Source organism: Pseudomonas cucumis (genome assembly GCF_030687935.1).
GTDB lineage: Bacteria > Pseudomonadota > Gammaproteobacteria > Pseudomonadales > Pseudomonadaceae > Aquipseudomonas > Aquipseudomonas cucumis.
In genome coordinates this window covers 414,043-429,315 of record NZ_CP117454.1, presented here as the reverse complement: position 1 = coordinate 429,315, position 15,273 = coordinate 414,043, and the positions used below count along the sequence as shown (strand labels likewise).

The 15,273-nt window shown below is 60.2% G+C and carries 12 protein-coding genes; 4 read left to right on the top strand and 8 right to left on the bottom strand.

The window, feature by feature from the left end; translation table 11 throughout:
• Positions 1–4 precede the first annotated feature (4 nt).
• The 5 genes from pilQ to PSH97_RS01895 are packed head-to-tail and all read right to left on the bottom strand — an operon-like array spanning position 5 to position 4,868.
• On the bottom strand, positions 5–2,080 hold the full coding sequence (pilQ, locus tag PSH97_RS01915) for a type IV pilus secretin PilQ (RefSeq protein WP_305447881.1): 2,076 nt from the start codon (positions 2,078–2,080) through the stop codon (positions 5–7).
• 13 nt (positions 2,081–2,093) lie between these two features.
• Complete coding sequence (locus PSH97_RS01910) at positions 2,094–2,621, bottom strand: pilus assembly protein PilP (protein WP_305447880.1); 528 nt, start codon at positions 2,619–2,621, stop codon at positions 2,094–2,096.
• Positions 2,618–3,241 carry a type 4a pilus biogenesis protein PilO gene (gene pilO / locus PSH97_RS01905; RefSeq protein WP_305447879.1) on the bottom strand — a complete coding sequence of 208 codons (624 nt, stop codon included), beginning with the start codon at positions 3,239–3,241 and terminating at the stop codon, positions 2,618–2,620. Before pilO ends, PSH97_RS01910 begins: the two co-directional genes overlap by 4 nt.
• Entirely contained in the window at positions 3,238–3,804 is a 567-nt protein-coding gene (locus PSH97_RS01900) for a PilN domain-containing protein (RefSeq protein WP_305447878.1), read from the bottom strand. The genes pilO and PSH97_RS01900 overlap by 4 nt, the downstream gene beginning before the upstream one ends.
• Positions 3,804–4,868 carry a pilus assembly protein PilM gene (locus tag PSH97_RS01895; protein ID WP_253546967.1) on the bottom strand — a complete coding sequence of 355 codons (1,065 nt, stop codon included), beginning with the start codon at positions 4,866–4,868 and terminating at the stop codon, positions 3,804–3,806. The genes PSH97_RS01900 and PSH97_RS01895 overlap by 1 nt, the downstream gene beginning before the upstream one ends.
• A 219-nt stretch (positions 4,869–5,087) precedes the next feature.
• On the opposite strand from PSH97_RS01895, the gene PSH97_RS01890 reads away from it, so the two are divergent.
• Positions 5,088–7,532 carry a penicillin-binding protein 1A gene (locus PSH97_RS01890; protein ID WP_407682174.1) on the top strand — a complete coding sequence of 815 codons (2,445 nt, stop codon included), beginning with the start codon at positions 5,088–5,090 and terminating at the stop codon, positions 7,530–7,532.
• A gap of 160 nt (positions 7,533–7,692) precedes the next feature.
• On the opposite strand, the gene PSH97_RS01885 is transcribed toward PSH97_RS01890, so the two are convergent.
• The 3 genes from PSH97_RS01885 to rpmE form a co-directional block, all read right to left on the bottom strand.
• Positions 7,693–8,961, bottom strand: coding sequence for a malic enzyme-like NAD(P)-binding protein (locus PSH97_RS01885; RefSeq protein WP_007899225.1), 1,269 nt, complete (start codon positions 8,959–8,961; stop codon positions 7,693–7,695).
• Positions 8,962–9,144: 183 nt separating this feature from the next.
• On the bottom strand, positions 9,145–9,945 hold the full coding sequence (locus tag PSH97_RS01880) for a thermonuclease family protein (protein ID WP_305447876.1): 801 nt from the start codon (positions 9,943–9,945) through the stop codon (positions 9,145–9,147).
• A 14-nt stretch (positions 9,946–9,959) separates the two neighbouring features.
• Positions 9,960–10,190 (bottom strand): 50S ribosomal protein L31, encoded by a 231-nt coding sequence (gene rpmE / locus PSH97_RS01875; RefSeq protein ID WP_007899231.1) that lies wholly within the window; start codon positions 10,188–10,190, stop codon positions 9,960–9,962.
• Between the two features lie 170 nt (positions 10,191–10,360).
• On the opposite strand from rpmE, the gene PSH97_RS01870 reads away from it, so the two are divergent.
• The 3 genes from PSH97_RS01870 (at position 10,361) to PSH97_RS01860 (ending at position 15,263) form a co-directional block, all read left to right on the top strand.
• The gene (locus PSH97_RS01870) at positions 10,361–12,580 is read left to right on the top strand and encodes a primosomal protein N' (protein WP_305447875.1); all 2,220 of its coding nucleotides are present in this window, start codon (positions 10,361–10,363) and stop codon (positions 12,578–12,580) included.
• 237 nt (positions 12,581–12,817) lie between these two features.
• Positions 12,818–14,554: an arginine--tRNA ligase gene (gene argS / locus PSH97_RS01865; RefSeq protein WP_305447874.1), complete on the top strand. Its 1,737-nt coding sequence runs from the start codon at positions 12,818–12,820 to the stop codon at positions 14,552–14,554.
• Position 14,555: 1 nt separating this feature from the next.
• Positions 14,556–15,263, top strand: coding sequence for an SPOR domain-containing protein (locus PSH97_RS01860; protein WP_123358790.1), 708 nt, complete (start codon positions 14,556–14,558; stop codon positions 15,261–15,263).
• The last annotated feature ends 10 nt before the right edge of the window (positions 15,264–15,273 follow it).

Below are 15,273 nucleotides of genomic sequence, written 5' to 3'. Positions count from 1 at the left end.
AGAATCAATGACTCACAGCAATCGCCTGATTGTTCATGATACGCGGAGTGAGAAATACCAGCAGCTCGGATTTTTTCTCCGAAACCACGTCACGCCGGAAAAGGCGGCCAAGATACGGCACATCACCGAGAAATGGCACCTTATCTACAACCTTGCTCTGAGTATTTGAGAAAACCCCACCAATGACGATGGTCTCGCCGTCGTTAACCAACACCTTGGCGTTGACCTCGTTTTTCTTGATCGGCGGTACATCCTGCACTTTGTTCAGGTAGTCCGGTTCGTCCTTGGTGACCTTGACCTCCATGATGATGCGATTGTCCGGCGTGATCTGCGGGGTCACTTCCAGGGACAGCGAAGCCTCCTTGAACGACACCGAGGTGGCGCCGCTGGAACTGGCTTCCTGATAGGGAATCTCGGTGCCCTTGAGGATTTTCGCGGTTTCCTTGTCGGACGTGACCACCTTGGGCTGCGAGACGATTTCCCCGTTGCCGGTTTTCTCCATGGCTGAAAGCTCAAGGTCCAGCAGCACATTGTCGGTAATGAAGGCGATGCCTATCCCCGAGGTATTGGCAGACGTCCCCAGATCGACGAACGGCGAGTTGGTACTGGTGCTGCCCGGCGTACCAATGGTGGTCGAAGAGCCGTTGACCCCGGACGTGTTCCAGTTGCCCTTCTGCACCGAACCACCCCATCGCACGCCAAGGCTTTTGTCGTAATCGACGTTGGCCTCGACGATGCGCGCCTCGATCATCACCTGACGCACTGGAATATCCAGCTGCGCAACAATGCGACGCAGCTCGTCGAGACGATCCTGGGTCTGGTAGGCAATGATGTTGTTGGTCCGCTCATCGACTGTGATGGATCCTCGCTCATCGACTTTCGCTTCGGCGCTGGTCACCGACTGGAACAGCTTGGCGATATCGGCCGCCTTGGCGTAGTTGACCTGCAACAGCTCGCGACGCAGAGGCGCCAGTTCAGCGATCTGCTTCTGTGACTCCAGTTCCTGGCGCTCCCGGGCGGCGATTTCATCGGCCGGTGCCACCAACAGGACGTTGCCGATTTTGCGTTTATCCAGACCTTTGGTTTTCAACACCAGGTCCAGCGCCTGATCCCATGGCACGTTCTGCAGGCGCAACGTTATGCCGCCCTGCACCGTGTCGCTGGCCACCAGATTGAGGTTGGTGAAGTCGGCGATCAGTTGCAGCACCGAGCGCACATCAATGTCCTGGAAATTCAGCGAGAGTTTTTCGCCGGTGTAGGCAAAGCGTTCGGTATTGCGCTTTTGCAGGTCATCGACAGTCATCGGCCGGATGCTGACGGTCAGTTTGTTGTCGGTCTGATAGGTCGAATAATCGAAGGCGCCGCTGGGCTCGATGCTGATGGTGGCCCGATCCCCCGTGGCGCTGGCGTTGACGAACTGCACCGGCGTGGCGAAATCCTTGACGTCGAGGCGTACACGCAACCGTTCAGGCAGTTGGGTCTTGGTGAAACCGACGATGATTTTGCCATCGCGCTCCTGGATGTCCGGGGCGATGGACGGATCCGACAGATCAATGACCACATTGCCCTCACCCTGGGTGCCGCGCTGGAAATCCACGCCCCGGATGGCTTTACCCATGGGCGCATTGACCTTGGGGGGCGCTGGCGTCGCAGTGGTTGCGCGCGGTGCGCTGACGGCCGGTTTGGGCGCCTTGCTACCGGCATTTTGCCCGACAACCACGAATAGATTGTTGCCTTCGAGGCGGGTGTTATATGGAGTCAATTGAGTCAGGCTGATGATCAGCCGAGTACGGTCCTTGGCCTCCACCACCGTGGCGCTACGGGCATTGCCGCCGCCCAGATCCCGATTCTTGTTCGTCAGCTGACTGGTGACCCCCGGCAGGTCCAGCGCAATCCGCGCAGGCTGCTCTGTCGTGTAACCGTGGGGCTGCGGTGGCGGCCCATCGAACGACAACTTCAACTCGACACGGTCACCGGGCAGCGCGGCGACGTCCAGCGCTTTGAGGTTGGCCGCCACTACCATCGGCGACAGAAACGCTATCCATAGCGAAATACCGAAGGTTGAGAAAATCCTGTTCATTATTCGAGTTCCACTATGAGTGCTCTTTCAAAGGGATGGTTCGCGGCCGTTCCAGCCAGGCACCTTCGCCATCGGGAACGATTTCGACCACGTCGACTTGCGAACCGCTGATGGCGACGATCCGCCCATCGTTACGCCCCAGGTAATCGCCGACTTTCAGCCGATGCACGCCGCCCGCCCCGCGCAACAGCGCAAAGGAGCCAGTTGCATTGGAGATCGTGCCGACCATTTCAAATTGCTCGATGTTGAAACCTTCGAGGTACTGCTTGACCCGATTGGGGTCAGGCTTGACGTTACGCGAGCCGTGTTTCTGGCCGGCCAGATCGACTCTGACCTGCCGGGAGAACGGGCTACGCAGATTGGCAGCGTTGTAGGTGAATGTCGGGTAAGACTGGAATGTCGGCGTTGGTTCAATCTTTCCGGGCGCACGCAGGCGCACTTCATTCAGGTAGGCGTCCAGGTCACTGAAATCACTGTCGCCGCCACAACCGGCCAGGATGACCAGGCACATAATCATCGACAGGTAACGAATCGGGCTCATTTCTGCAACCCCTTGTCGTTGTAGCGATAGGTCTTGGCAAGGATGCTCATGCGTAACTTCGGACCGCCGTCGGGATTGGCCGGCACCAGGTCGAAGTCATGCAGGGTGACGATCCGCGGCAGCCCGGCCACGCCGCTGACGAAAGTAGCCAGGTCGTGATAAGCGCCGGTGACGGTGATCCGGATAGGGAGCTCGATATAGAACTGCTGGGTGACCTCCGGGAGCAGCTTGATTTCTTCGAACTCCAGGCCGCTGCCCAGGCCGGTGCGGGTGATGTCCTCCAGCAGGCCGGGCACTTCGGTGTCGCTGGGCAATTGCCGTAATAGCACGCCGAAGGAGTTCTCCATTTCCTTCATCTGCTGGGTATACAGCTCCAGATTCGCCGCCATATGGGCCTTGGTCGCGAATTGCTCCCTGAGCGCCGACTCTTCCTCGCGTCTGAGTTCCAAGTGGTTTTGCAGGTCACTGATCAAAAAGCTGTAGCCCAGGGCCAGGACCAGAACCATCAGCAGGACACTCGCCAGGACTTTGATCGCCGGTGGCCAGGAACCCATGTTGTTGGTGTCCAGATCGTTGATGTCGATCTGGCGTAATCCTTCGAACCATTCAGACAGCTTCATTTAGCGCCCCCCACAATGGCGGGCTGGGTCTGACGGACGGTCAACTGAAAAACATTGGCCTGATCCAGCTGACCGGCGGTGGTCGCTTTGACTTCCGTGAGGTTGGGCGCATCGAACCAGTCGGAGGCATCAAGATTACGCATCAGATCCGAAACACGATTGTTGGATTCCGCCGCGCCGGTGATGGACACGGTTTTGCCGACCATTTTCACTTGGGTGAAATAAACCCCGTCCGGCAAAGTACGCGCCAACTGATCGAAAATCCTCCCGCTGATCGGCCGGTTGCCTTGCAGGTCCTGAATAATGCGCATGCGCTCCACGAGTTGCTGTCGACGGGCTTTCAAGTCGCTGATTTGCTTGATCCGCTCGTCGACCACGGCAATCTGCTTGCTGATGTAATCGTTACGAGCGACTTGCCGATTAATCGCGCTTTCAATGACTTGGTCCGCGATGAGCAGCGCTCCCACTGACCCCACCAGCACACCAACCAATGCCAGCAAAAAGCGTTTGCGACGCCCTTCGCGCAACTCTTCACGCCAGGGTAAAAGATTGATCCGCGCCATCAGTCGAAACTCCTGAGGGCCAGCCCGCAGGCGATCATCAGTGCCGGAGCGTCGCTCGCCAGGGCACCCGCGTTGACCTTGCTGCTCAGGGTCATGTTGGAGAATGGATTGGCGACCTGAGTCGGCGTCCCCAATCGCTGTTCGATCAACCGATCAAGCCCGGGGACCGAAGCGGTACCGCCAGCCAGGAGGATGTGATCGACCGAGTTGTATTGGCCGGAGGCAAAGAAAAACTGCAGCGATCGCGACACCTGTTGCACTAACGCATCACGAAACGGCTGCAAGACCTCACTCACGTAATCGTCCGGTAAACCGCCCTGCTTCTTTGCCAACCCCGCCTGCTCGACCGTCAGGCCATAACGACGCTGGATCTCTTCCGTCAGTTGACGCCCCCCGAACAATTGTTCGCGGGTGTAGATGATCCGCCCGTTGTGCAGCACGCTCAGGGTGGTCATGGTGGCGCCGATATCGACCACCGCCACGGTCAGACGCTCCTGAGAAGCGGCCAACTGGGTGGCGAGCAGGCCGAACGATCGCTCCAGGGCATAGGCTTCGACGTCGACCACTCGTGCAGTCAGCCCGGCCAGAGCCAAGGCCGCTTCACGGACCTCCACGTTTTCCTTGCGACAGGCCGCCAGCAGCACATTGACCCGTTCGGGATTGCGCGCCGACACGCCTTGCACTTCGAAATCGATTGCCACTTCATCCAGTGGATAAGGAATGTATTGATCGGCCTCGATCTTCAGCTGGTTTTCCATCTCGTCGTCGGAAAGACCGGCGTCCATCTCGATGGTTTTGGTGATCACCGCCGAACCGGCCACAGCCACGGCAACGTTCCTGAGGTTGGTTTTGGCCTTGGATAGCACCCGCGCAAGAGCCTGCCCCACCCCTTCGAGCTCGGCGATATTTTTCTCGACCACCGCGCTGGCAGGCAGCGGCTCGACCGCATAGGCCTCGACCCGGTACCGGTCGCCTTGGCGACTTAGCTCCAGTAGCTTCACCGACGTTGAGCTGATGTCGATCCCCAGAAGCGTATTGGCTTTTTTATTGAAGAGTCCTAGCACTACCAATTCCCTATGACTATCCGTGAGTTACGGACTCTGTAATATCCATTGCGTTCAATACCCTCCGTCTTGACAGAAGCGCAAATGACGCCCCCGAAGGAAAAATGCTTATAATGCTGAGCGTTTTTTCCGCTTTCACTGCAAGCGCGGGTCATTTTCTGTATAGCCTGAACCCCTGATGCCTAATTCATTTTTTACCCTGGATATCCAAAAGCCTTGATTCGTCTGCTGAAATTTTTCGGTTGGTCCGTCGTCGCCGTTTTCTGCGGACTGCTCCTGGGTCTGAGCGGCGCTTTTCTTTACCTTAGCCCCGGATTGCCGTCCGTGGAGGCGCTGAGAAGTATTCAGTTGCAGATTCCTTTGCGGGTGTACAGCAGCGACAACAAGTTGATCGCAGAATTTGGCGAAATGCGCCGTACTCCGATCCGTTTCGCCGACATTCCCCCCAATTTCATCAATGCGTTACTAAGTGCTGAAGACGACAATTTCGCCAACCACTACGGTGTCGATCCCAGCAGCCTGATGCGTGCCGCTACCCAGCTGGTAAAGAGCGGACACATTCAGTCCGGCGGCAGCACCATCACCATGCAGGTGGCGAAGAACTTCTTCCTGACCAGCGAGCGCAGCTTCTCGCGCAAAACCACCGAAATCCTCTTGGCCCTGCAGATCGAACGGCAGTTGACCAAGGACGAGATTCTCGAGCTGTATGTCAACAAGATCTATCTGGGCAACCGCGCCTACGGCATCGAGGCAGCAGCGCAGGTCTATTACGGCAAGTCGATTCGTGACGTGAGCCTGGCGCAGATGGCGATGATCGCCGGCCTGCCAAAAGCCCCGTCTCGCTTCAACCCGCTGGCCAATCCGACCCGCAGCAAGGAGCGTCGCGACTGGATCCTGGGGCGCATGTACAAGCTCGGCAAAATCACCGAAGCCGACTACACCACTGCGATCAATGAGCCGCTGAACGCCAGCTACCATGTGCCGACACCGGAAGTGAACGCGCCATACGTCGCCGAAATGGCCCGCGCCGAAATGGTCGGCCGATATGGCAGCGATGCGTACACCGAAGGTTTTCGTGTCACCACCACAGTCCCGAGCAATTTGCAGGAGATGGCCAACACCGCGGTTCACGAAGGCTTGATGACCTACGACCAACGGCACGGTTATCGCGGCCCCGAGTCACGCCTGCCGGGTAAGACCCGAGAGGCCTGGACCCAGGAGTTGACCAAACAGCGAATCATCAGCGGCCTGGAACCGGCGATCGTGACCCAGGTCGACAAGAACGGCGTGCAGGTGTTGACCCGCACGGGTACCGGCGAAGAGCATGTCGCCTGGGACACCATGAAGTGGGCTCGTCCGTTCCTGAACACCAACAGCATGGGCGCCAATCCGAAGCAGCCGTCGGATGTCGCACAGGTCGGTGATCTGATTCGCGTGCAGCGTCAGCCAGACGGCTCGCTCAAATTCAGCCAGATTCCACAGGCTCAAGGCGCACTGGTTTCCCTCGATCCGCAGAACGGTGCCATTCGTTCGCTGGTCGGCGGTTTCGCCTTCGAGCAGAGCAACTACAACCGCGCCATGCAGGCCAAGCGCCAGCCAGGTTCGAGCTTCAAGCCGTTCGTCTACAGCGCCGCCCTGGACAACGGCTACACCGCCGCCAGCCTGGTGAACGACGCCCCGATCGTGTTCGTTGACGAATACCTGGACAAGGTCTGGCGCCCGAAGAACGATACCAACACCTTCCTCGGCCCGATCCGCATGCGTGAAGCGCTCTACAAGTCGCGCAACCTGGTATCGATTCGCCTGCTGCAAGCGCTGGGTGTCGACCGCACCATCGACTACATCAGCAAGTTCGGCTTCAACAAGCAGGACCTGCCGCGCAACCTGTCGCTGGCCTTGGGCACCGCGACCCTGACGCCAATGGAAATCGCCACCGGCTGGGCCACCTTCGCCAACGGCGGCTACAAGATCACCCCGTACATCATCGACAAGATCGAAAGCCGCAACGGCGACACGCTATTCGTCGCCAACCCGCCGAGTGTTCCTAAAGGCGCCATAGCCAGCGATGGCATCGCCGTACCGGCCTCCAACACCTTCACGGTCAACGCCACCCCAGGCGAGGCGCCGAGCGCCCAGCCAGCGCCACAAACGCCAGCCGTGGCCGAGCGCATCGTCGATGGGCGCACCACCTACATCCTCAACAGCATGCTTGAGGACGTGATCAAACTCGGCACCGGCCGCCGTGCGCTGGCCTTGGGTCGCAGCGACATCGCGGGCAAGACCGGCACTACCAACGAGTCCAAGGACGCCTGGTTCTCCGGCTACAACGCCGATTACGTGACCACCGTCTGGACTGGCTTCGACCAACCGGAAAGCCTGGGTAAACGCGAGTTCGGCGGCACCGTTGCCTTGCCGATCTGGATGAACTACATGGCGGCGGCCCTTAAAGACAAGCCGCCTCACACGCAGGCGGAGCCGGAAGGCATTCTCAGCCTGCGCGTCGACCCGATCAGCGGCCGTGCAGCCACCCCAAGTACGCCAGGCGCCTACTTCGAACTGTTCAAGGCCGAAGACACACCACCGTCGGTTAACGAGCTGAGCAACGGCAATGCGCCGGGCAGCCCGCTGCCAGCGGATGAAGCGGCGCCGATCGATTTGTTCTGATCGTGTAGCAACACTTAAAAGCCCCGCCCTCGAAAGAAATGCGGGGCTTTTTTTGGCCTGCCGATCGCACCCACGCTCTGCGTGGGAACGATCAAACCCGCAGATACAAAAAAGCCCCGACTCGCGAGAGCCGGGGCTTTTGGTTGAGCGTTACAACGGCTTAGCCGTTGAACACGTCATCCACGCTTTTCAGCGGGTAGTTCTTCGGATACGGCAGGGTCGCCACACCGGTCTCGATCGCAGCCTTGGCCACGGCATCGGAGATCAGGGTGATCAGACGGGCATCCATTGGTTTCGGAATGATGTACTCACGACCGAATTCCAGCTTGATGCCGCCGTAGGCGTCGCACACTTCCTGAGGCACTGGCAGCTTGGCCAGTTCACGCAGGGCGTTGGCGGCAGCCACTTTCATTTCTTCGTTGATGCGCTTGGCGCGAACGTCCAGGGCACCACGGAAGATGAACGGGAAGCCCAGTACGTTGTTGACCTGGTTCGGGTAGTCCGAACGGCCGGTGGCCATGATCACGTCGTTACGGGTGGCGTGAGCCAGTTCCGGGGAGATTTCCGGATCCGGGTTCGAGCACGCGAACACGATCGGGTTGGCCGCCATGGATTTCAGGCCTTCAGCACTCAGCAGGTTCGGGCCGGACAGGCCAACGAACACGTCAGCGCCTTCCAGTGCGTCAGCCAGGGTGCGCTTCTCGGTCGCGTGAGCGAACACAGCCTTGTACTGGTTCAGGTCGTCACGGCCGGAGTGGATCACGCCGGTACGGTCAACCATGTAGATGTTTTCGATGTTGGCGCCCATGCTCACCAGCAACTTCATGCAGGAGATAGCGGCCGCACCGGCCCCCAGGCAGACGATCTTGGCGTCTGCCAGGGTTTTGCCAGCGATTTCCAGGGCGTTGATCATGCCGGCCGCAGTAACGATGGCGGTGCCGTGCTGGTCATCGTGGAATACCGGAATGTCGCACTGCTCGATCAGAGCGCGTTCGATCTCAAAGCACTCAGGTGCCTTGATGTCTTCCAGGTTGATGCCACCGAAGGTAATGGAGATACGCTTGACGGTGTCGATGAAGGCTTGCGGGCTTTCGGAGTCGACTTCGATGTCGAACACGTCGATGCCGGCGAAGCGCTTGAACAGCACGCCCTTACCTTCCATGACCGGCTTGGAAGCCAATGGGCCGAGGTTACCCAGGCCGAGAATCGCGGTGCCATCGGAAATGACTGCAACCAGGTTGCCCTTGCCGGTGTATTTGTAGGCCAGTTCAGGATCGCGGGCGATTTCGCGTACTGGTTCGGCTACGCCGGGGCTGTAGGCCAGCGACAGATCGCGGGCGGTAGCGGTGGCCTTGGTGAGCTCGACACTCAGCTTCCCTGGACGGGGATGGGCGTGATATTCGAGAGCGGCAGTTTTCAGATCAGACATAGGGGCATTCCGCTTTTTACTGTTGGACAGACGGACCGCCGAGGATACTCGCCTCGCAAAGTCCTCACAAGACTGACCAGTCACCCCTGTCAAGCGCCCGGCCCTACGACTTTGGGCCAAGAGCCACGGAACACAAGGGATAGACTGTTCACAATCAACGTGAAAAATGTCTACAATTTTTTCTTACGGTGCCGCCTGCAACATTGCCGGATCGGTCAGCGGCAGAAGCCAACGCGCCTGCCCCGGTTTCAACCCTCCGCGGCGCGAACGATCCACCACCCAGCCACGAGCCTCGATTTGCTTGCCTTTGAGCTTTTCAAGCGATGCGACATCGAATTGGTCCAGCATATTGGGTGCAACCCGCAATACAACCGAATCCTGCAACTCGATCCAAACCCCGCCGCGATTGCGCTGAACCTTGCTCACACGACCGCTGAGCATGGCGAAGCCGGACGCGCTGATCTGCTCCGCTTTCAGTACAGGTGATTGTCGCCACAGCCCGAGACCGGCCCGACGAGCACTGCGTTCGGCCGCTTGCTGGCAGGCGACCAAATCGACATTCGGCGCCACCGCCACCTGAAAACCGAGGCCCTCGGCGAGCATCTGCGCTTCGAGGTTAGCCCCATCGATGCCATAGACATGGGCCAGGGTCCGGCCGTAATGGTCTTTGCTTTCTTTACCCGGCAGCAAACCGACCTGCCCGTCGCTGGCGGCCACCAGAGCTTCAAGGCGCTTGCGCGCAGCGACGGCGAACGGTTCGTCGGAACGCCCCTGCTTGCCCAACTCCGGTGTATTCAAACCGATCATGCGCACGCTGCGACCATCACGCAGACGCAAGGTGTCACCATCCACCACCCGCTGCACTGTGACCGACGTCAGCCCGCTCGGCGCCGGACAGAAGGCCTGGGCACCGGAAAGCCAAATCGCGGACACAAAAAAGGCGCCCACGAGGGACGCCTTTTTTATCAGCAAGGAAAAGCCCATCGGGCCCTTCAACCTTACTCTGCAGCAGCTGGAGCTTTCTTGCCGAAAGCGCCGAAACGGTCTGCGAAGCGCTGTACACGGCCGCCAGTATCCAGAGTCTTCTGCTTACCGGTGTAGAACGGGTGGCACTCGTTGCATACGTCGATCGCCAGAGGCTTGGCCAGGTTCGAACGAGTTTCGAACTTGTTGCCACAGCTGCAGGTAACTGCGGTGATTTCGTATGTTGGATGGATATCGGCTTTCATGATGTATTCCTCAGGCTAGCGTGCCGCCACTCAACACCATTGTTGAATACCGCACGTAATTAGGCCGCGGATTCTACCAGACAATGCCATTCACGCAAGCTGTCGCTTAAACCAGTCGTCTGCTAGGCTCCCGGCCTTCTTCACCGCTCCAGTAACGAGAAAACAATCGCGTGCCCAACGCCATTCTGCGCCTCGCCCTGCCTTCGCCCCTGCGCCGCCTGTTCGATTACCGTGCCCCGGCCGGCATCCTGCGCGCCCAGTTGCACCCGGGCATGCGCTTGCGGGTGCCGTTCGGTCGGCGGGAGATGATCGGGATACTGGTGGAGGTCACCGACACCAGCGAAGTACCGGCAGAAAAACTCAAACCCGCCCTGGCGCTGCTCGACGCCACGCCGCCGCTGCCCCCCGCGCTGTTCAAACTGTGCCTCTGGACCTCTCAGTATTACCAGCACAGCCTCGGCGACACGTTGAGCTGGGCGCTGCCGGTATTGTTGCGACAAGGCGAACTGGCCGAAGCACGCCAGGAACGCTTCTGGTCCGCCGCGCCCGGCGCCAGCCTCGATGATCCGCGCATCGCCCGCGCCCCGCGACAACGTGAAGCACTGGCGACTCTGGCCCAACACCCCCACGGCGTCGCTCATCAGTTGTTGAGCAAACTGATGCTCAGCAAGGACAGCCTCGATCTGTTGCTGGCCAAGGATTTAGTGCAAGTCGAAATCCGCAAGCACGCGCCCGGTGTGCGCCACGAACATTGGCTGGCGCAACCGGAATTGCCGCTTAACCCGGAGCAACGCGCCGCTTACGAGGCGATTCGCGCCGGATTCGACAGTTATCACGCGTTCCTGCTGGCTGGCGTCACCGGCAGCGGCAAGACCGAAGTCTATTTGCAGCTGATCCGCGAAACCCTCGAGGCCGGCAAGCAAGCTCTGGTGCTGATCCCGGAAATCAACCTCGGCCCGCAAACCCTGGCCCGATTCGAGCAGCGCTTCAATGCGCGCATCGCGCTGATCCACTCCGCAGTCAATGACCGCGAACGCCTGGAAGCCTGGCTGGCGGCGCGGGATGGCGAGGCCGACATTATTATCGGTACCCGTTCGGCACTGTTCACGCCGATGAAGAACCCCGGCCTGATCATCATTGATGAAGAGCACGACGGCTCTTATAAACAGCAGGAAGGCTTGCGCTATCACGCCCGCGACCTGGCACTGGTCCGCGCCCGGCAGGAGAACATCCCGATTGTCCTCGGCTCCGCCACGCCTTCGCTGGAGAGCCTGCAAAACGCCTACACCGGTCGTTACGGCCTCTTACGCCTGAATGAGCGGGCCGGGGGCGCCAAGCAACCGCGCTTCCTGCGCCTGGACGTGAAAAGTCGTCCGCTGGACAGCGGCATTTCCGGGCCGATGCAGCAAGCCATCGGTCAGACCCTGGCCGCCGGCCAGCAGGTGTTGGTGTTCCTCAACCGCCGAGGGTTCGCCCCGACGCTGCTCTGCCATGACTGCGGCTGGATGTCTGAATGTCAGCGCTGCGACGCGCGGATGACCGTGCACCAGCGCTCCGGCGAACTGCGTTGCCACCATTGCGGCTACGTCGAACGAGTGCCCCGGCATTGCCCGAAGTGCGGCAAGGTCGACTTGCGGCCCGTAGGCGCCGGTACCGAGCGCGCCGAAGAGCGCTTGGGAATTTTGTTTCCAGACGTCCCGGTGCTGCGGGTCGACCGCGACAGCACTTCACGCAAAGACGCGATGAATCAACTGTTCGCCACCATTCAGAAAGGCCAACCATGCATTCTGGTCGGCACACAGATGCTTGCCAAAGGGCACCACTTTCCACGGGTGACCCTGGTGTCGATTCTCGATGCCGACGGCGGACTGTTCTCCGGAGATTTTCGCGCCAGCGAACGTATGGCGCAGCTGATCGTCCAGGTCGCCGGGCGCGCAGGACGGGCCGAAGAGCCGGGCAAAGTGATTATCCAGACGCACTTGGCGGACCATCCGCTGCTGGTGCAACTGACCGAACAGGGCTATTTCGCCTTTGCCGAACAGGCGTTGAGCGAACGCCGCTCCGCAGGGCTGCCGCCGTTTGCGCATCTCGCACTGCTGCGGGCCGAAGCACATAAACCGGGGCAGGCCGAAGGCTTCCTCGATGAGGCGTGCAGCGAGGCCGAGCGTTTGCTGGTCGAGCAGAATCTGACCGGGATTGAGTTGCTTGGGCCGGTGCCGGCGCCGATGGAACGCCGGGCCGGACGCTACCGTGCACAGTTGTTGTTGCAGGCCACGGCCCGGGCGCCGTTGCATCGGTTGTTGAGCAGTTGGCTGCTGGTTTTGGAGCAGATGCCGAGTGGGCGGGCGGTGCGTTGGTCGCTGGATGTCGATCCGGTCGATTTGTATTGAATTCAAGATCGCTATCGCGGGCAAGCCCGGCCCCCACAGGGATCTGCGTTGTTCACATGCTCTACGTCGTACCACTACCCTGTGGGAGCGGGCTTGCCCGCGATAGCGGTCGATTTGTCACCACATATCCATAACCGGCCCGCTATAGTTGGCAAGCCCGTCTTCGCAACGGATAATGCCCAGTTTTTCCACCAGCGCATCGAAGCGCCGCCGCGCTTGCGGCCGAAAGAGCAGACCATGAAAGACACCATTCGCCAGCTGATCCAACAAGCCATCACCCAACTCGTCAACGAAGGTGTGTTGCCTGAAGGCCTGTCGCCGGCGATCCAGGTGGAAAACTCTCGCGACAAGAAAAACGGCGACTTCGCCAGCAACATCGCCATGATGCTGGCCAAACCGGCGGGCATGAAACCCCGCGACCTGGCCGAGAAAATCATCGCCGCGCTGCCGGCTGACGAGAACGTCTCCAAAGCCGAAATCGCCGGCCCTGGCTTCCTGAACTTCTTCCAGAACACTCAAGCCCTGGCGACCCGCCTGGACGCGGCGCTGGCCGACGACCACATCGGCGTGCGCAAGGCAGGCCCGGTGCAGCGCACCGTGGTAGACCTGTCGGCCCCGAACCTGGCCAAAGAAATGCACGTCGGCCATTTGCGTTCGACCATCATCGGCGACGGCGTGGCCCGGGTGCTTGAATTCCTCGGCGACGAAGTGATCCGCCAGAACCACGTTGGCGACTGGGGCACCCAGTTCGGCATGCTGATGGCTTATCTGCAGGAAAACCCGATCACCAGCGATGAGCTGTCGGACCTGGAAAACTTCTACCGCGCCGCCAAGCAACGCTTCGACGAATCCGAAGAATTCGCTGATCGCGCCCGTGGCCTGGTGGTCAAGCTGCAAGCCGGAGACCCGGACTGCCTGGCGCTGTGGACCAAGTTCAAAGACATCTCGCTGTCGCACTGCCAGAAAATCTACGAACTGCTGAACGTCAAACTGACCATGGCCGACGTAATGGGTGAAAGCGCCTACAACGACGACCTGATCAACGTGGTCAACGACCTCAAGGCCGCTGGCCTGCTGGTCGAGAGCAACGGCGCTCAATGCGTGTTCCTCGACGAGTTCAAGAACGCCGACGGCGACCCGCTGCCGGTGATCATCGTCAAGGCCGACGGCGGCTACCTCTACGCCACCACTGACCTGGCGGCTGTGCGCTACCGCAGCGGCAAGCTCAAGGCTGATCGCGCGCTGTACTTCGTCGACCAGCGCCAGGCCCTGCACTTCCAGCAAGTGTTCGCCGTCGCCCGCAAGGCCGGCTTCGTGACCCATCCGATGGAAATGGAGCACATGGGCTTCGGCACCATGAACGGCGCCGACGGCCGTCCGTTCAAGACCCGTGACGGCGGCACCGTGAAGCTGATCGACCTGCTGACCGAAGCCCAGGAACGCGCCTACACCCTGGTGAAAGAGAAGAACCCGGAATTGGCCGAAGACGAGTTGCGCAACATCGCCAAGGTCGTGGGCATCGGCGCGGTGAAATACGCCGACCTGTCCAAGCACCGCACCAGCGACTACAGCTTCAACTTCGACCTGATGCTGAACTTCGAAGGCAACACCGCGCCGTACCTGCTGTACGCCTACACCCGGGTGGCCGGTGTGTTCCGCAAGCTCGGCAAGGACTTCAGCGAAGTCGAAGGGCAGATCGTCCTCGAAGCGCCGCACGAACATGAGCTGGCGGCGAAACTGGCGCAGTTCGGTGAAATCCTCAATAACGTGTCCGACAAAGGCACGCCGCACATCCTCTGCACCTACCTGTACGATGTTGCCGGCCTGTTCTCCAGCTTCTACGAGAACTGCCCGATCCTCGGCGCCGACACCCCGGCGCAAATGCAGAGCCGCCTGCGCCTCGCCGCGCTGACCGGCCGCACTCTCAAGCAAGGCCTGGAACTCTTGGGTCTGGAAACTCTGGAGCGTATGTAAGTTGGCTGCCAAGAAAAAACCTGCACCCAAGCGTGGCGCCAGCCGTTACCAAGCTCCTGCAAAACAACCGATCCCGGGCTGGTTGTGGATGGCCATCGGCCTGACGGTCGGTGCGTTCATTGTGTTCCTGATGAAGCTGGAGCCGGGCAAGGGCAGCGACAGCGTCAAGCGCGAGAAGATCGAGCAGCAGAAAGCCACCAAGATCGCCGAGGCCAACAAGACCCCGCCGAGCCCGACGCAACCGGTGAAGCCGAAGTACGACTTCTACACCTTGCTGCCGGAATCGGAAGTCATCGTGCCGCCGGACGCAGTGCCGGAGAAAACCCTGCCGACACCACAAGTGCCGGCCATTCCGACCACGCCGGTGACGCCTGCAGAAGCGGCGAAGATCGACACCGCCCGGGCTCAAGCGGCATTGGCCGGCATCACCCCGCCGCCAGCGCCGCCCGTGGCGAAAGCGGCGCCGGTGACCAAGTTCTTCCTGCAGGCCGGCTCGTTCCGCAAGGAAGCCGATGCCGATAAGGTTCGTGCGCAGATCATCCTGCTGGGTCAGGCCGTGGCGGTTGAATCCGGCACGGTGAAGGACGAGACCTGGTATCGGGTTCTGGTCGGCCCGTTCAGCAACCGCGAACAGCTGACCACCGCCCAGAAGCAACTGGCTGGTAGCGGTTTCAGCAACCTGTTGTTACAACAACGCCAAAGCCGCTGACCTTCCGCTG

Bases quoted from the DNA above. Each gene is read 5' to 3' on its own strand.
- PSH97_RS01885 (WP_007899225.1), bottom strand. From the start codon at position 8,961: ATGTCTGATCTGAAAACTGCCGCTCTCGAATATCACGCCCATCCCCGT.
- PSH97_RS01910 (WP_305447880.1), bottom strand. From the start codon at position 2,621: ATGAGCCCGATTCGTTACCTGTCGATGATTATGTGCCTGGTCATCCTG.
- PSH97_RS01900 (WP_305447878.1), bottom strand. From the start codon at position 3,804: ATGGCGCGGATCAATCTTTTACCCTGGCGTGAAGAGTTGCGCGAAGGG.
- pilO (WP_305447879.1), bottom strand. From the start codon at position 3,241: ATGAAGCTGTCTGAATGGTTCGAAGGATTACGCCAGATCGACATCAAC.
- PSH97_RS01880 (WP_305447876.1), bottom strand. From the start codon at position 9,945: ATGGGCTTTTCCTTGCTGATAAAAAAGGCGTCCCTCGTGGGCGCCTTT.
- pilQ (WP_305447881.1), bottom strand. From the start codon at position 2,080: ATGAACAGGATTTTCTCAACCTTCGGTATTTCGCTATGGATAGCGTTT.
- rpmE (WP_007899231.1), bottom strand. From the start codon at position 10,190: ATGAAAGCCGATATCCATCCAACATACGAAATCACCGCAGTTACCTGC.
- argS (WP_305447874.1), top strand. From the start codon at position 12,818: ATGAAAGACACCATTCGCCAGCTGATCCAACAAGCCATCACCCAACTC.